This window comes from Xanthomonas sp. CFBP 8445 (assembly GCF_025666235.1).
Lineage (GTDB): Bacteria > Pseudomonadota > Gammaproteobacteria > Xanthomonadales > Xanthomonadaceae > Xanthomonas_A > Xanthomonas_A indica.
The window spans coordinates 4,006,890-4,024,414 of sequence record NZ_CP102594.1; the positions used below are offsets into that span (position 1 = coordinate 4,006,890).

Annotated in this window: 10 protein-coding genes; all 10 read right to left on the reverse strand. The window is 70.9% G+C overall.

Annotated features, from left to right (window positions below):
- Positions 1–53: 53 nt before the first annotated feature.
- Complete coding sequence (locus NUG21_RS17265; RefSeq protein ID WP_263391500.1) at positions 54–4,553, reverse strand: cellulose synthase subunit BcsC-related outer membrane protein; 4,500 nt, start codon at positions 4,551–4,553, stop codon at positions 54–56.
- A complete protein-coding gene (gene bcsZ / locus NUG21_RS17270; RefSeq protein ID WP_263391501.1) occupies positions 4,541–5,707 on the reverse strand; it encodes a cellulose synthase complex periplasmic endoglucanase BcsZ in 1,167 nt (388 codons plus the stop codon). Before bcsZ ends, NUG21_RS17265 begins: the two co-directional genes overlap by 13 nt.
- Positions 5,704–7,992, reverse strand: coding sequence for a cellulose biosynthesis cyclic di-GMP-binding regulatory protein BcsB (gene bcsB / locus NUG21_RS17275; protein WP_263391502.1), 2,289 nt, complete (start codon positions 7,990–7,992; stop codon positions 5,704–5,706). The genes bcsZ and bcsB overlap by 4 nt, the downstream gene beginning before the upstream one ends.
- A 59-nt stretch (positions 7,993–8,051) precedes the next feature.
- Positions 8,052–10,202: a UDP-forming cellulose synthase catalytic subunit gene (gene bcsA, locus NUG21_RS17280; RefSeq protein WP_160948288.1), complete on the reverse strand. Its 2,151-nt coding sequence runs from the start codon at positions 10,200–10,202 to the stop codon at positions 8,052–8,054.
- A 94-nt stretch (positions 10,203–10,296) separates the two neighbouring features.
- Positions 10,297–10,704, reverse strand: coding sequence for a hypothetical protein (locus NUG21_RS17285; RefSeq protein WP_263391503.1), 408 nt, complete (start codon positions 10,702–10,704; stop codon positions 10,297–10,299).
- A 47-nt stretch (positions 10,705–10,751) separates the two neighbouring features.
- Positions 10,752–11,210, reverse strand: coding sequence for a cellulose biosynthesis protein BcsD (locus NUG21_RS17290; protein WP_184502388.1), 459 nt, complete (start codon positions 11,208–11,210; stop codon positions 10,752–10,754).
- A gap of 218 nt (positions 11,211–11,428) precedes the next feature.
- Entirely contained in the window at positions 11,429–12,613 is a 1,185-nt protein-coding gene (gene pncB / locus NUG21_RS17295) for a nicotinate phosphoribosyltransferase (protein WP_160948290.1), read from the reverse strand.
- A 577-nt stretch (positions 12,614–13,190) separates the two neighbouring features.
- Positions 13,191–14,156 carry a glycoside hydrolase family 113 gene (locus tag NUG21_RS17300; RefSeq protein ID WP_263393114.1) on the reverse strand — a complete coding sequence of 322 codons (966 nt, stop codon included), beginning with the start codon at positions 14,154–14,156 and terminating at the stop codon, positions 13,191–13,193.
- Positions 14,147–15,661 carry a hypothetical protein gene (locus NUG21_RS17305; RefSeq protein WP_263391504.1) on the reverse strand — a complete coding sequence of 505 codons (1,515 nt, stop codon included), beginning with the start codon at positions 15,659–15,661 and terminating at the stop codon, positions 14,147–14,149. The genes NUG21_RS17300 and NUG21_RS17305 overlap by 10 nt, the downstream gene beginning before the upstream one ends.
- A complete protein-coding gene (locus NUG21_RS17310; RefSeq protein WP_237473367.1) occupies positions 15,609–17,480 on the reverse strand; it encodes a glycosyltransferase family 2 protein in 1,872 nt (623 codons plus the stop codon). Before NUG21_RS17310 ends, NUG21_RS17305 begins: the two co-directional genes overlap by 53 nt.
- Between the last annotated feature and the right edge of the window lie 45 nt (positions 17,481–17,525).

Consider the following 17,525-nt stretch of genomic DNA (forward strand, 5'->3'; position numbering starts at 1 on the left):
GTCGCGGCTGAAGCCGCTCCTACGTACGACGGGAGCAGCGCGCCCGCGGCGCCCTACTCCGGCACGTACGGCGAGGCCAGCACCTGCGGGCGGCGGCCGAGGCCGGCGCCGAGCCGGTCGAGCACGAAGCGCACGTAGATGTTGGTGCTGAACTGGGTGTAGTCGCGGGCGTTGTTGAACAGCAGGCGGCCGCCCAGGAACAGTTGCGGGGCGATCTGCCACTCCGCCGCGCCGGCGATGTTGTAGGACATGCCGGTCTTGCTCTGCCCGGCGTAGACCGGCGCGACGTAGCGGTCGGTCAGGCCCAGCAGCGCGGCCAGCGAGGCAGCGTCGTAGGCGGCCTGCTGCATCTGCGCGCTGGTCGGGAAGTACGGGCTGTCGTCGCTGCGGAAGTGCTGCACGCCGACGCTGGCGTCCACGCTCCAGTTGACCGTGCGTCCGGCCGTGCGCCCGCTCCAGTGCACCGGGAAGCCCAGGTCCACGTAGTCCTGCGGGCTGAAGTAGCCGCCCTGGCCGTAGGTGTAGCCGCCCAGGTTCTTGTCGTACTGCATCGCGGTCAGGTTGAGGCCGGCGGTCAGCGACTGGTTCTCGGTGTCCAGCGCGTGCACGTACACGCCCAGGTCGACCTGGCGGTGGTCGTTGTCGGCGACGTTGCGGCCGACCAGGCGATCGGCGCTGACGCTGGCGTAGCCGCCGAGCAGGCCGTTGTCGAGGGTGGCCGACAGGCGCAGGCCGTTGCTGGTCACGCCGCCCCAGCCGAGTCCGGCGCGGCCGTCGTCGACGCCACCGAAGGACAGCAGGCTGTCGCTGACCGCACGCCGGAACACCTCGCTCGAATAGGTCAGGTTGTCGCCGGCCTGGCCGCGATAGCCGACGCCGCCGACGATGCGCCGCTCGGGGAAGCCGACCGGCGTGCTGCCCAGATCGGCGCTGAAGCCGCCGTTCTTGTAGGTCACCGCCATGCCGACGCCGCGCGCGTCCTGGTCCATGCGCCGCGCCCCATTGCCGTTGGCGGCCATGGTGTACAGCGCCTGGCTGAAGCCGGCCGGGGTCAGCGCCGCGGCGGTGGGGTTGGCGGCGAGGTTGCGGAAGCGGGCGATGTCGGCGGCACTGAGGTCGGCGCTGCGCGAGGCATCGCCGAGGATGGCGCTGGCCAGCGTGCCGATCGCGGTGTCGGCGGCGGTATTGCCGAGCAGGAACGCCGACAGCGGTTCGGCGTACAGCGCCTGCAGCGCCGCCGCCTCGCGCTGCGCATTGGTCAGCGCCGGGTCGGTGTCGTTGAACAGCTTGTTGTACAGCCCGGTGTTGACCGCGTAGGTGCGCAACGCGTTGCGGGTGGCGTTGCTGTTGCCCTCGGTGAGCAGCAGTTGGTACAGGTCGCTGCCGACCAGGCTGTCGATCGGGGTGCGGTCGGCGGCCAGGGCATCGCCCATCGCCGCCGCGGGGCCGGCGCCGAAGCGGCTGGCGGTGGCGTAGCCGGTGCCGAGCGTGCCGGCATCGAGCAGGGTCGGGGTGACGTCGACCTGCAGCTTGCCCTCGCCCACCGCGAACTCGCCGTGCAGCGGCACTTCCAGATCGCGCAGCCGGCCCAGGCCGGCTTCGCCGTCGCGGGCGCGGTAGCTGGCGCCGGTGGCGAGACTGTCGCTGTTCTCGGCCTGCACCTCGCGCAACTCGTCGAGCACGCTGGAACCGCCCACGGACGTGGCCGCTGCGGGCGGCTTGCGCAGCGACGCGCGCGGCGCGGCGGCCAGCAACCCGTCATCGCCGGGCAGCGCGCGCGGTGCGGTGCGGGTGGTCGTGGTCGTGCGCTGGCCCGGCACCGGCAATGCGGCCAGGGCCACGCCGGCGGCACTGGCGCTGGCCGGCGGCGGCAGGTCGTCGCCGGCGGCCACGGCCGGCGCGGATCCCGGCAGTGCGGACGCCGCGTAGGCCGGCGCCGGCATGCCGCCGCCGAGGCTGTCGGACACCACCGCGGCGCTGCGCGGCATGCGCCCGTTCATGCCGGCGAAGGGATTGAGCGGGCGCCCGGCGGCGGCATAGGACGCCGGGCCATTGGCCGCCGGCAGGCCGTTGTCGTACTGTCCCGCCTCGCGCGCCTGCGCCGCCAGCGCGGCGCGGAAGTAGCTCTCGGCCTTGCGGTTCTTGCCGGCACTGCGGTACACGCGGCCGGCGGCGGCGAGCACCTGCGGCGAATCCGGCGCCTGCGCCAGCGCGCGTTGCAGATAGTCCTCGGCACTGCGCAGGTCGCGCAGGGCGGCGGCGGTGTTGGCCGCGGCGATCAGCGTGTCCAGGTCGTTGGGCGACTGCTGCAGTTGCTGCTGGTACAGCACCAGTGCTTGGCGCTGGTCGCCGGCGGCGGCGTACAGCCGCGCCAGCGCGGCCACCGCCTGCGGATCCTGGTTCTGCTGCGCCAGCAGCGGCGCCAGCGCGTCGTAGGCGGCTTCGAGGTTGCCGAGTTCGCGCAGCGCATCGACCTGGCGCAGCACGTAGCCGCTGCGCAGCGCCTGGTAGCGGCGTTGCTGCTCGGCGCTCATGTCGCTGTCGCGCAGTTGCCGCAGGGTCGCTGCCAGTTCGGCGTCCTGGTGCGCGCGCAACAGCACGCCGGCGTACTGCAGGCGCGCCTCGGTGGAGGGGTTCTGCGCGACCAGGCGCTGCGCCAGGGTCAGCGCGCGCTGGTTGCTGCCGATGTCGGCATAGGCGCCGGCCATCGCCGCCAGCAGCGCCGGCTGCTCCAGCGCATCGCCCAGCGCGGCCTCGGTGCGGCCCAGCAGCAACTGCGCTTCGCCGCCGCGGCCCTGCTGTTGCAGCAGCCGCGCCTGTGCCGCCTGCTGTTCCACCCAGGCGGTGTTGCGCAGCGCGCGCATCTCGGCGGTGCGCGCAGTGGCCGGGATGCGCTCCAGGCTGGCGTAGGCGGTGGCCCAGTCGCCACGCTCCTGCGCCAGCAGTGCGTTGGCGTACAGCGCCTCGGGCATGTCGCCGTGCACCGCGAGCAGGCCATCCATGACGCTGCGCGCCTGGTCCGGACGCCCGGCCTGCTGGTACAGCCGCGCCAGGTCCAGGCGCACCCACGGATCGCCCGGGTTGTCGACCATCGCCTTCTCCAGTTCGCTCTGCGCGGTGACGCTGTCGCCGGCCTCCAGCGCCTGCTGCGCGCGGGCGCGCTGCAGGTTGGCTTTCAGCGCGGACTCGCCGCCGGCCTGCTGGCGCTGCGCCGGGCTGAGCCGGGCGAACAGCGCACTGGCCTCGGTGGCGCGACCCTGGCGGCTGTACAGGGCGATCAGGCCCTGCAGCGCGCCGCTGTCGTCGGCATGCAGACGCAGCGCCTCGCGGTAGCTCTTCTCGGCCGCGGCGGCGTCGCTGGCCGCCTGCAGGTCGCCCAGCAGCGCGTAGCCGGCGGCCTCCTCGGGCTTGAGCTTGACCGCTTGCTGGGCCAGGCGCAGCGCCGCGTCGCTGTCGCCGCGTGTGCGTGCGTCCTGCGCCTGCTGCAGCTGCAGCCAGTAGCGCGCGCTGTCCAGCGCACTGCGCCACTTGCCGTTGGCGGCCGCGGCCGGGCGCAGCAGTTCCTGCGCTTCGCCGAAGCGCTGCTGGCGCAGCCGCACCGAGCCCAGGCCGCCGAGCGCCTCGGCGTCGCGCGGACGCGCGCGCAGCACCTGCGCGAAGCGTTGTTCGGCCAGCGCCAGGTTGCCGGCGTTGAGCGCCTTGAAGCCCTCGCCGAGTTGTTCGCCGGCCGGGTCGCCGCCGCCTTGCGCGCGCCGCGCCTGCACCTGCGCCAGCTTGTTGGCGACCTCGGCATCGTTCGGATTGGCGGCCAGGAACGCCTGGTACAGCGGCGCATCGGCGAGCCCGGCGTTGAGCCACAGCAAGGCCTGACGCCAGGCGGCGCGGGCCGGGCCGGCGACATCGGCGCGCTTGCTCAGCGCAGCGAGCTGGGCGATGCCTTCGCGCCGCGACGGTTCGCGGTAGGTCAGCACCTGCGCCAGCGCCAGCGCCGCGGCGGTGTTGTCCGGCTGCGCAGCGGCCAGGCGGCGCAGGCCGTCGCGCGCGCCCTCCCAGCCCTGCGGCGTGCCGGCCAGCACCTGGTAGTACTCCAGCGCCAGCGCGTCCGGCGGCCCCTTGCCGTCGAACAGCGCCTGGTAGGCGCGCACCGCGTCCACGTAGCGGCCCGCGGCGGCGGCGCGGCGCGCATTGCGCAGCTCGATCGTGTCGCCGCTGCCACCGCTGCCGCCGATCGACATGACCAGGCGCTGGGTCTGCGGCGCCTGCGGATGCGCCTTCTGCAGTTGCGCCAGGCGCTTGCGCGCGTCGGTCTGGCGGCCTTGCGCCAGATCGATCTGGGCCAGGCCGAGCAGCGCATCGGGCTGGTTCGGGTCGACCTGCAGCAACTTGCGCCAGGCGTCGGCGGCGAGGTCGTCGCGGCCCTGGTCGTGCCAGTAGTTGCCCTGGCTGACCAGTTGCTGGGTGGCGGTGGCGTTCTGCGCCTGTGCGCTGCCGGCGAGCAGGCACAGGTCGATCATGCCGGCCAGGTACAGGGGCTTGAGGTTCATGCGGAGCATTGGGTTCTCCAGGCGGGCTGCAGCGCGCCGTCTGCGGAAAAGCGGTAACGGTTGTCGAGCCAGGCGCGGCCGAACAGGATCAGCACCCGGTCGTAGTAGGGAAGCCGGGCCGCGGCGGCGTCGCCGGGGGCGGGAATGCGTTGCGCCTGCGCCTTGAGCAGCGCCGGTTCGCGCAGCGCGCTCAGGTACGGCAGCAGGGCCGCGGAAAAGCCGGGCGGCGCCTGGCCGCTGCCGACGCCCTGGCGGGTGTCGATCTTCTCGTCGAGGCGGCCCTGCGCACGCAGTTGCTGCAGCGGGCCGGACAGATCGTCGAGCAGTGCCTTGCGCAGCGGCTCGGCCGCGTCGAGCATGCCGGCCCACAGGTACACGCGGATCGCGTCGTAGCTGCCCAGCGCCCCCTTGTCCGGATCGACGCCGAACTCGCGGCCGTTCCAGGCGATCCAGTCCGGGGCGAAGCCGACCGGCGCGCTGTCGCGCAGCAGGCGCGCGCTGCGCGTGGCCAGGCCGGCCCATGGCCCCTTCGGATCGACCGCGGCGAAGCGCCGCAGCAACTGGATCGGCAGGTAGCTGGGGTTGAGCGTCCAGCGCTGCGGCTTGACGAAACCCTTGGCCGCCGGCAAGAGCATGCTGCCGAACCCCGGCAACTCGGCAAGCTCGGTGCGCCGCACCAGCGCCAGCGTCTGCAGGCCGGCCTGGGTGTAGCCGGGCCGCTGCCACAGGCGCCCGGCCTCGAGCAGCACGTAGGCGATCCACAGGTCGGCGTCGCTGGCGGTGTTGCCGTCGAGCACGCGCCAACTGCCGTCGCTGGCGCGGCCCCACAGCCACGCCGGCAGCACCTGCTGTGGGCGGCCACCGCACAGGTTGTGCCGGGTCCAGCCGAGCACGCGCTCGAACAGCACCTGGTCGTTGGCCACCAGCGCGAAGAACAGCGCGTAGGACTGGCCTTCGGAGGTGCTGCGCTGGTCGGGGTGCTGGAAATCGATCACCCGCCCGCTGGCATCGAGGTGCTTGCCGACGAATGCGGTCCACTCGCGCCACGGCGCGCAGGCCGGCGCTGCGGCGAGCGCGGCGCGCGCCGGCGGCAGCAGCGTCGCCGCACCGGCGGCGAGCAGGCCGCCGAGCAGGCGCCGGCGTTGGCCAGTGTGTGCGTTCACTGGCCTTCCTGCAGCCGCGCCGCCGAATGCCGGCGCAGCACCACGCGCGCGGCCAGCGCCAGCAGCACGCTCAGCGCCACCACCGCCAGGCCGAGCAGCAGCGGATGCTGCGAGAAGTACCAGCGCGCCCAGGTCGGCAGCGGCAGGTGGCCGACGTAGTAGGTCTGGTTGCCGGCCAGGCTGCGCACCTTGCCCTTCTGCAGCAGCACCACGCTGCCCTGGAAATCCTTCAGCGTGGCCGGTTCGAACCAGGCGTCGAAGAAGTCCTCGACGCTGGCCGGGTCCTCGGCCAGCAGCGCGACCACGCTGCGCCCGGCCTTCAGCGGCGACTGGAAGCCCATCAGCACCACATCGCCGGGCGCCGGCTTCACTGCGACCTCGGCAGTGGTCGGCAGGTCGGTGCGGCGCGGATCGAACGCCAGGAAGCCGGGCAGCTTGTCCAGCACCCAGTCGCTCATCGAAAACCGCTGTCCGCTGGCGCCGTCGCCGATCGGCAGCGCCGCGCTCCAGCGCTGGAACAGCGGCTGCGAGCGCAGACTGCCGAACACCAGCAGGTCGCTGTCGGCGTGCTTGTCGACCTCGGCGGCGTGGATCAGGGTCACCCGCAGCGCCGGATAGCCGGTGGACGCGCCGAGCCGGCCGAGCAGGGTCAGCAGGTTGGCCATGTCCTGATCGCCGATCTCGTCCGGCACCACCACGGTGGATTCGGACAGGTCGGCCAGGCGCGTGAACGGGAAGCCGGCATTGCCGAACGCGGCCAGGTTCGGCATCGCCATGTAGTGATGGAACGAGCGCAGGTCCACGCTGGAATCCGCATCGATCGCGCCGGACACGTCGGGGAAGGTGTTCTTGCACGCCTCCGCCTGCGGACGGTCGAAGAAGAAGTGGAAGCGCAGCTGGCTGTTGGCCGAGAACGGCCCGGTCGGCAGCAGCAGCTTCTGCTCCACCGGCATCGCGCCCTTGGGCGAGAGCTCGTGCCACCAGCGCAACGGCAACGACTCGGCGTAGGCGTGACCGGTCAGCGGCAGCGTGGTCACGAAGGCCTCGTTGATGCTGACGTTGAGCGCGGACTTGTTCTGCGTCTCCGGCACCGTATAGCGGTAGCGCAGGTTGATCGGGATGCCGTCGCGCTGCCACACGAACAGATCCGGCGGCAGCTGCAGGCCGACCCGGATCAGATCGGGGTGGTAGCCACTGACGTTCAGTTGCGCGGTCTGCGCGACCAGCTCGCCGAAGCGCACCGGCCTGTCGCTGGAGATCCAGTTGGGCGCGTCGTAGGGCTTGCGCGGCTGCGCCTGCTTGAGCTCGCCGATGCGCGCCACCGGGCCGTTGAACGGCGTGCCCAGGCTCAGCGCGGTGGCGGCCTGCTGCAGGTCGGCGTCGTCGCGGCCCAGCACCAGCAGCAGCTTGCCGGTGGCATCGCGCGGGTTGGCGACCATCGCCAGGGTCGGACCGGAGATCTCGCTCAAGCCGGCCTGGGTCGCCGCCAGTTCCGCCGGCAGGGTCGCAGCGGTGGCGAACAGCACCGCATTGCCGGTGGCCGGCACGTCGCCGATGGCCACGCCGAACGACGCGCCGCGGTAGCCGGCCTGCGCGCCGAACCAGGAGGCGACGATGCCGGCGCTGCGCAGCGTGGGCAGGTCCGGGCGTTGCGGGAACACGAACGGCAGTTCCAAGCGGCGCGTGTCGCGCTTGTCGTAGAACGGCACCGGCAGCAGCGCCAGGTCGTTGCGCAGCACCAGCGGGGTGGCGGTCAGCGACAGCCGCGTGGACGGATCGATGTTGGCCCACAGGCTGGTGTGGTCCGGGTCCTCGCAGTCGCGGGTGTAGTGGCCGATCAGCTGCAGGTTGAGCCGGTTGTAGTCGCTGATCAGGCGCGGATCGATCGGCACGTCGCTCTGCTGCAGCTTGCCGGCGTTCTCGCGACTGACCGGCAGGGTCGCCACGGTGACGCCGTTGACGCTGACCTTCAGGTGCGACAGGTCCGGCAGCAGCGCCGGCGAATAGCTGTACACCAGGTGCAGGTTCGCCGCCTGCACCACTTCGTCGGTACGGGTGCTGAAGGGAATGCCGGCGCTGCCCTGGATGCCGCGCAGGGTCATCTCGTAGTCCACGCCGAGCTGCTTGAGCGTGGCCGAGCGCTCGCGCTCGGCCGGCGGCGGCAGCGGCGTGGCGGTCGCGGCGGCCGCCGGCGACGGCGCGGTGGCGGGAAGGGTCGGCTCCTGGGCCAGGGCGAGGCCGGACAGGACCGTGAGACAGCACGCAGCCAGGGCGGGTAGACGCATCGACGGCAACCGGAAAGAAGGGAAAGAGAGGGAGCAACGCACCACCGCGGGACGACGACTCACGGCGCCGCCTCCTCGCCGGTGGCGCGGCCGCGCCAGCCGCTGCGCGCGCTGCTGGCGATGTGCTGACCGAGGCGCCGGAAGCCGCGCATGCTGGCCGCGAACACGCGCCCCAGCGACACCCAGAAGCGGTCGCGGTCGTGGCGGCCCCACTGCGACACCCAGATGTCGGCGCGGGCGAAGGTGCAGGCCACCAGCCAGCGCTCCTGCTCGATCGACATCGGCCGGAACTGGATGCTGATTTCGCCGTCGCGGTCGTGGCGCACCATCGCCGGCAGGCGCTTGGAACTGCCGCGCTGCGGCAGCGCGATCTCCACCGGCATGTCCGGCTCCACCGGCACCGGCGCGAGCAGGCGCAGGGCCATGCCACCGGTGGAAAAGTTGACGGTGCGGCAGGCCAGTTCGCGGCCATCGGCCAGGTGCAGCGTGGCCGGGATGTCCAGCGGCACGCGATGCGAGCGGCGCACCTGGCGCATCTCGCTGGCGGTGGCGATGGTGGCGCCGAGCAGCAGCACGTTGTAGGCGGTCCACGCCAGGTTGAACCAGATGGTCTGCGCCTCGCCGCCGGCCTGCACGCTGAGCAGGCGCATCACGCCCGCGACCACGCCGGCCAGGTTGAGCACCAGCAGGAACAGGTAGGGCTTGGCGATCTGCCCGTCGAAGTAGCTGCGCGGTACCAGGCCGCCCTTGGGGGTGACGTTGAACTTGCCGAGCTTGGGATTGAACAGTGCCACCAGCGTCGGGCGCAGGATGTACCAGGCCAGGGTGGTCTCGTAGACCTCGTTCCACAGCAGGTGGCGGAACTTGCCCTGGGTGCGCAGGTTGGTCAGGTTGGCCTGCAGGATGTGCGGCAGCGCGTAGGCCAGGATCATCAGCGCCGAGGCGTGGATCACGTGCGCGCCGAAGAACAGGAAGGCCAGCGGCGCGGTGAGGTACACGATGCGCGGCAGCCCGTAGAAGAAGTGCAGCATCGCGTTGGCGTAGCACAGCCGCTGCGACAGGCGCAGGCCCTTGCCCAGCAGCGGATTGTCCAGCCGCGCGATCTGCGCCATGCCGCGCGCCCAGCGGATGCGCTGGGCGACGTGGCCGGACAGGCTCTCGGTGGCCAGGCCGGCGGCCTGCGGCACCGCGATGTAGGCGCTGCGGTAGCCGCGACGGTGCAGCTTCAGTGCGGTGTGCGCGTCCTCGGTGACGGTCTCCACCGCCACCCCGCCCACTTCCTCCAGCGGCTTGCGCTTGATCACCGTGCACGAGCCGCAGAAGAAGGTGGCATCCCACTGGTCGTTGCCATCCTGCAGCAGGCCGTAGAACAGCTCGCCCTCGTTGGGCACCTTGCCGTGGTTGCCGAGGTTGCGCTCGAACGGATCGGCCGAGAAGAAGTAGTGCGGCATCTGCACCACCGCCAGCTTGGCGTCGCGCAGGAACCAGCCCATCGCCACCTGCAGGAACGAGCGCGTGGGGATGTGGTCGCAGTCGAAGATCGCCACGTACTCGCCGCTGGACTTCTTCAGCGCGGCATTGATGTTGCCGGCCTTGGCATGGAAGTTGTTGGTGCGGGTGACGTAGTGGATGCCGGCCTGCGCGCAGAACGCGCGAAACTCGTCGCGGCGGCCGTCGTCGAGCAGGTAGATGTTGAGCTTGTCGGCCGGCCAGTCCATCACGCTGGCGGCAAGGATGGTCGAGCGCACCACCGACAGCGGTTCGTTGTAGGTGGGGATGAACAGGTCGACGCTGGGCCATTGCCGCTGGTCGGCCGGCAGCGGCAGCGGCCGCCGGTTCAGCGGCCACAGCACCTGGAAATAGCCCAGGGCCAGGATCACGAATGCGTACAGTTCGGCCAGCAGCAGGCCCAGGCCCAGGCTCAGGTCGATCGGGCTGCTCATGCCCACGGTCTGGGTCAGGCGCCACCAGATGTAGCGCGAGGACACCGCCAGCGACAGCGCCATCATCACCAGGATCGCCAGGCGGCTGCCACTGCGCCGCAGCAGCATGGCCGCGGCGAACACCACCAGCGAGAACACCAGTTGCTGCGGCACCTCCATGGGGATGGCGACGACGAAGACCAGCAACACGGCGCCCAGCAGCCACAGCGACCAGTTGGCCAGGACATGCAGCGGGCGCGCGGCATGCGACGCGGAGGCAGCGCTCATCGGCGGTTCCTAACAAGGGGGAGGAGGTCGGCGCGCGGTCTTCCCCACCACGCGGCGACGGCAAACAGGGCGGCGCCCGAGGCGCCGCGCGGCATCAACGAGTCAAGAAGCGCTTGAGCGGACCGCCCGGCGCCGGCACGGCGGCCTCGCGGCCAGCCTCGAGCAGACGCTGGAACAACTGCTGCAACGGCGTGCCGCTGCCGGTTCCCGCCACGGCGGCGGCCGGCGCCGGCGCAGCCGGGGCGGCAGGCGCTGGCGGCGGCGGCGCAACCGGCAACGGGGCGGTCGGCCTGGGCTCGACCGCGGCGCGCACCACCGACAGCACCGGTGCCGGGACGGCGGGCGCCGGCGGCGGCGGCGGCACCGCGACCGGCTCCATCGCGCTGAGCCGGTCGGCGGAGAAATCCTGGTAGGCGGTAGCGCCGCTGCTGCCGAGCTTGGCGAACAGGCTGGAGACGTCGTCGCCGGTTTCGGCACCCGTCTGCTTGGACTTCTTGGACATGACTCCCCTCATGACGATCTGAAAATAGTCGGTCGCTGCCGCCGCGCTCAGCCGATCCTGGCCAGCACGAAGCGCCGCAGGTCTTCGTTCCCGGACGACAACGCACGCACGCCCAGCCCGGCCGACATGCCGACCTGCACGAACCATGCCTGATACACCCCCTCCAGGAACCCGTCGGCGCCGGTGGCCTGCCCGGCCAGGCCGATGTGCAGCGGCGAACCGGCGTGCAGCAGTTCGACGCGGTCGGCGTGTTCCTCGAACCGCGCATAGCCCCATTCCAGTTGGTCCCAGAGACGGTTGGCCGCCTGCTCCAGGTCCTGCAGGGTGGCGCAGGCACCGACCGGATGTTCGGCGGCGAAGCGGCGGCCGATGCGCGCCATCAACAGCGCCAGGTCCTCGGCCCCCAGTTCGGCGGCGAACTCCTCGGCCAACGCGCGCAGAAAGCCGCGCCACTGCCGCGAACAGGCATGGGTGCGGTAATGGGTCTGCAACGCGTGAGCGCTCATCGAGGAAGTCTCTGGGCAGGGACGGAACGACAACGGCGTAGCGGCTGCGGCGCCTGGCCGGCCGTCGCCGACCGCCACTATTGCGACACAGTTCTCACTTTATCGCGCAGTGTATCTCACTCCCTCTTCACCGCAAAGTCCCGATGCGCCGAACTGCGACGCCTGTCCGGCCGTCCCGGGACCGCGGCGTCCGCCGCGTCGGCGCACTGCCGCAGCACTCAGCGCGGGTCCTCGGCCGGCACCTCGAACACCTGGCGCAGGTAGGCCAGGTAGGCCGGGTCGTCGCACAGGGTCTTGCCCGGCGAGTCGCTGAGCTTGGCCACCGGCTGGCCATTGCAGCGGACCATCTTGATCACGATCTGCAGCGGCACCAGGCCCAGGTCGTTGGTCAGGTGCGTGCCGACGCCGAACGCCAGCATGCAGCGGTCGCGGAAATGCGCGTACAGCCGCATCACCTTGTCGATGTCCAGGCCGTCGCTGAACACCAGGATCTTGCTGCGCGGATCCACCCGATGCCGCTGCAGGTGCGCCAGGATCCGCTCGCCCCATTCGAACGGGTCGCCGGAATCGTGGCGCATGCCGTCGAACAGCTTGCAGAAGTACAGATCGAAATCGCGCAGGAACGCGTCCAGGCCGACCACGTCCGACAATGCGATGCCGAGGTCGCCGCGGTACTCGCGCGCCCACGATTCCAGCGCCGCCGCCTGCGAGTCGCGCAGCCGCGGCCCCAGCGCCTGGAACGCCTGCAGGTACTCGTGGGCCATCGTGCCCAGCGGGGTCAGCCCGTAACGGCGGGCGAAATGCACGTTGCTGGTGCCGACGAACTGCTTGCCCAAAGTCTGCTGCAGCACCGGCAGCAGCTCGCCGTGCCAGGCCCGCGAATAGCGGCGGCGGGTGCCGTAGTCGGCGATGGCGCAGCCGTCGTATCCGGGGGTATCGCGCAGCAGCGCGATCTTGGCCTGCAGGCGGCGCAGGCCTTCGGCATGCTCTCCCCCGCCGGCATTGCGGAACCACACCTCGTTGACGATCGCCAGCAGCGGCACCTCGAACAGGATGGTGTGCAGCCACGGCCCGCGGATGTGCAGTTCGATCTCGCCGGGCACGCTGGTCGAGGCCTGCACCTGCAGATACTTGCGGTCCAGGTGGAACAGCGCCAGGAAATCGACGAAGTCCGGCTTGATGAAGCGCATCGCACGCAGGTAGTCCAGTTCCTCCTCGCGGAAGCGCAGCGCACACAGCGCGTCGATCTCCGCCGAGATCTGCGGCAGGTACTGCGCCAGGTCGATGCCCGGGGTACGGCACTTGAAGCGGTACTCCACCTGCGCGCCAGGATGCTGATGCAGCACCGCCTGCATCATGGTGAACTTGTAGAGATCGGTGTCCAGCAACGAGTCGATGATCATCGCGCGATTATGCGCCCGATGCGTTGCGCCAAGTTGTCGCCCTTTGCAAAAGCGGTCATCGCAATCGCCACCGCATCGCCACACCTGTTCTGGCTCCTGCTATTGCTATTGCTTTTGCTTTTGCTTTGACGACCCCCTCATCGCGGCAGGCACGGCGGGCGAATACCCGAAGGGCGGCGCGCAGGATGCGCGTCGTTTTTCGCCGGCACATGGATGTGCCGTCGAAAAATGTCCGTCGTGGCTGCGAACCCGGAGCGCGTAGCGCGGAGGGCGCGCTTCGGGGTGTGCTTGACCAGCCTTCGGCTGTGGTGAAGCGCTTCTTTTGGTTACTTTTCTTTGCACAAGCAAAGAAAAGTGACTCGCCCGCAGGGCGAAAGCATTTGCCTTTGCGTTAGCTTGTGCTTGAGCTTCGTTCTAATCGCAGAAGCAGCTTCAAACGTGACATGCCTAATCGATTACGTTGGTCGCGGCTAAAGCCGCTCCTACAAGTAAGCGATGTCCCGCTGAGCAGTGAAAAATTGCGTTACTGGAAGTGTCCTGCAGCCCCCACCGCGGACGAAAGGCCATGCACCATGCGTCACCGCTTCAGCACCGCCTGCGCCGGCTTGTGCTGCACGGTGAAATCGCTGTCCTGCGCGCCGCCGGCGTCCGGGTCGGTGTACCAGCACCACAGCGCGATGCCGGCGATGCGCGACTGCGCGTCGAGCACCTCGCGCCACTCGCGCAGCACCTGCGCCTGCAACGCGGTATCGACCTCGGCGCTGCGCTGCTCCGGGCTTTCCCACGGCGCGGCGAGGCTGCCGCGCGCCGAGCGCAAGCCCACTTCGGCCACCCACACCGGGCGGCTGCTGCGCTCTCCCAGCGTCTGCACGCGCGCCGCGACCGCATGCATCTGCGCGCGCCGCTGCGCCGGTGTGGCGGAAAGCGCGGGGTACAGGCTGGTGCCGACGAAATCGAAACGGTCCCAGTAACCGAAGCGCTCGGCCTGCTCCAGGCCGTCGGCGACGTAGCCGATCGGGCCGCGATAGACCTGGCGCACCGCCGCCAGCAGGGCCGGCCATTGCGGCGCATCCTGCAACTGGCGCAGTTCGGTGCCGACGATCAGCGCGCTGGCGCGTTCCTCGGCGGCGACCTGCGCCAGTTGCAGCAGCGCGCGCTGGTAGGCGGCGAACCAGGCATCGCGATCGGCCGGCGCGGCCTCGCCGGCCCAGTGCCCGGGAATCCACAGATGCACCTTCAGCACCGGCTGCAGGCCCGCGGCGCGCATCTGCCGCAGTCCGGCGCGGATCAGCGCCGGGCTGCTGTCGCTGCCCAGCACCGGCGCCGAGGACTGCGGCGCGGCCTGCCAGACGAAGGCGACCAGCAGCGCGCGCGAGGCGCCGGCATCGGCCAGTTGCCGCAGCGACTGCTGCGCCGCCGCGCTGCCCCATGGCGCCTGCGGCGAGACCTTGACGTTGGCGCCCAGCCACGGCGGCGCCGGCGCCGCACTGCAGCCGCCGGCGCTCAGCGCCAGCAACAGTGCAGCCAGCAGTCTCACGGCGATCGGCGCCATACCCGGTAGATACCCTGGTGGTAGACCAGACTGTAGCCCGGCAGGCCCTGTTGCCATAGCTGCGGGAAGCGCCGGTTGAGGCTGTCCAGGGCGCCGGCCTGGCTGGCCGGGTCGCTCACCACCACCTGCGCCGGCATCTGCCGCGGATCGACCAGCGCCTGCTTGAAGCGCGGGTCGAACGGCAGGATCAGTTGCCTGGCGTCGCCGCGGGCGACGATCACCGGGTAGCTGGCGCGGTCGTCGAGCAGGGTCGGCTGCCGCGCCTCGGCCAGCCACGCGCCCAGCCGTGCGGCGTCGGCATGCCGTGGCGGCGCCGGCGCCTGCAGCGCGGCGATCCAGTCGCGGGTGGTGGAGGTGGCGGTGCGGGCGATCACCCAGCCGCTGGACACCGCGCCGGCCAGCAGCAACACCAGGCCCAGCCAGCGCAGGTCGCGGCGCAGGTCGCCCAGCACCAGCGCCAACGGCACCAGCAGCAGGGCCAGGAAGTCCAGCGGCTGCGCAGTGAAACGCGCCCAGGTGGCCAGCGTGCCGGCGCCGATCACGGTCAAGGTGGCGGCCAGCACGCTGCGCCAGGTGTCGCCGGCGCGGGTGTGGCGCAGCAACAGCAACAGCGGCGCGCTGACCAGCCCGGCCAGCGACAGCCACAACGGCGGCCACCACGGCTGCGCCGCGGCCTGCTGCAGCCACGGCTGCAGCGCCGCCTGCGCATAGATGCCGCGGAAGGCGGAGTTGGCGTCGCGCACGAACAGCAGCGGGTCGCCGAAGAACATGTAGTTGAGGTACATCCAGGCCGCCACCGCGAACAGGAACGGCAGGTAGCACACCAGGTAGAACGCCAGCGGCGCCTGCCGCATCAGCCGCGGCGGCGCGATCAGGAACAGCCACGGCGCCAGCGCCACCGCCAGGAAGCAGGCGCGCTCGTCGACGAAGAACAGCAGGCACAGGCTCGCAGCCAGGCGCAGGTAGGCGAAGGCTTCCGGATCGTCGCGGAAGTGGCGCAGCGCGCGCGCGGCCACGTAGAACACCAGCAGGCCCAGGCCCTGGTTGTTGCCGGACAACGTCGGCCACAGGAAGAACGGCTGCAGCACCAGGCTCGCGCTCAGCGCCCACGCCCAGCCGCGCCCCAGCCCGGCGGCGATGTCGCGCCACAGCAGGGTCACCAATGTCGCCCCGGCCAGCACGTCGACCAGATACGGCAGCAGCGGCGTGGACAACCCCGGCAGGCCGCCGATCAGCACGCCCAGGTACAGCGAGGCCTGCGCGTACAGGAAACCCAGGTACTCGATGCGGAAGCCGGCCGCGTCGCGCAACAGCAGCAGCTTGGCGTACTGCGCCATCGCGTCGTCGCTCATGTAGCCATGCGCGAGCAACCGGTGGCACAGCAGCGCCAGCAGCGCCGCGGTGAGCACGAACACCGCGGTGCCACGCGCGCGCGGCGGCGCGTCAGTCGTCGAGCGCGGCGCGGCGCTCTTCGGCCATGTGCTTGCTGATGCCATGGGTGGTCTTTTCCCAGTAGAACGGGTTGCGGATGAGCTGCCACAGGCCCTTGTAGGCGGCGATGGACTGCAGCAGCCAGTACAGCGGCACGGTCAGCGCGTAGGGCGCCAGGCGGAAGTAGTCGCGCTTGAACGCCGCCACCAGGGTCATGTAGATCAGGAAGCCGTTGCCGAGCAGCAGGTTGAGCAGGCTCAGGTACAGCAGCGCCGGCGGGAAGAACGGATCGAAGAATTTCGAGCCCACCGCCAGCCACAGCCCGTAGCTCAGCCACATCAGCGGCGCGGCCAGTGCGGTGAAGAAGGTGCCGCCGACGAACAGCTGGAAGCCCCAGAACCCGCGTACGCCGGTGGAGCGGTACAGCTGCACCGGGTTGCGCATGTGCACCAGCCAGGTCTGCATGTAGCCCTTGAGCCAGCGCGAGCGCTGCCGGATCCAGTTGGGGATGCTGACGTTGGCTTCCTCGAACGTGGTCGAGTTGACCACGCTGACCCGGTAGCCCTGCTGGGTCAGGCGCACGCCCAGGTCGGCGTCCTCGGTGACGTTGTACGGATCCCAGGCGTGGACCTTGCGCAGGATGTCCAGGCGGAAGTGGTTGGAGGTGCCGCCGAGCGGAATCGGGATGCGCAGGGTTTCCAGCGCCGGCAGGTAGAAGTCGAACCACAACGTGTATTCCAGCGTGAACATGCGCGTGAGCCAGTTCTCGTCGGCGTTGTAGTAGTTCAGCCGCGCCTGGATGCAGGCCACGTCGGCCGGCGACTTGCGGAATGCGGCGACCACGCGCTTGAGTTGGTCCGGCTCCGGCTTGTCCTCGGCGTCGTAGATGGTGAGCATCTGCCCGCGGGCGAAGCGCAGCGCGTAGTTGCAGGCCTTGGGCTTGGTCTTGGGCTGCGACGGCGGCACCCGGATGATCTCGAAGAACGCCTCCAGGCCCAGCGCCTTGGCCGCCTCGATGGTCTCGGTGTCGTCGGCCTCCAGCACCAGCTTCACGTCCAGCTTGGAGGTCGGGTAGTCGAGCCGGCGCAGCGCGTTGGCCAGGATCGGCAGCACGTCCGGTTCCTTGTACATCGGCACCAGCACCGTGTAGACCGGCAGGTCCTCGTCGCCGAGCGCGGCCACTTCCTCGTCGCTGACCTTGATGTCGATGCGGCGCCGCGCGCCGCGCCAGGCCAGCACCAGCTTCAGCCCGAAGGTGGCCAGGAACGCCACCGCGATCAGCGTGTTGAGCGCGATCAGGGTGACCAGCGGCCACAGCGCCAGGGCCGCGGCCAGCACCACGGTCAATGCCACCAGGAAGGCGGACTGCGCGCGGGTAATCACCTGCCGCGCCGAATGCTCCGGTGCATGTTCGGCCAGCAGGTTCAGCGCGTCGTGGGTGAGCTGCGCGTCGGCGTGCTGCTGCAGGCTCCAGACGATGTCGAACTTGGAGGTGCCGACGAAGCGCACCTGCTCGCCGTAGGTGGCGCGCGCCCAGGCGAAGATCTCCGGGCCGGGATCGGCCACCGCCAGCACCAGCTGGCCGTCCTCCTCGCGCCACGGCAGCACCAGGCGCTGCGCGTAGTCGGCCAGCCGCTCCGGCTGGAACAGGGCCGGATCGATCGGTTGCTGGAGCAGATTGACGAAATGCAGCCCGAAATGCTGCGCCAGCACCGTGTAGAAGCGCAGTGCGGCCACCCCACGCTGCGCCAGCACCACGTCGCCCAGCCGCGAGCGCCAGCGCGACTGCAGGGTCAGCGCATTCTGCAGCTGCGGCGGATCGATCACCCCCGCGGCGACCAGCGCCTCGCCGATCGGCGCCTGCAGGCCGCCCTCGGTCGGCAGCCGCCCGAGCCGGCCGGGGGCGCTCGCCTCTGCGGCGACGCTGTC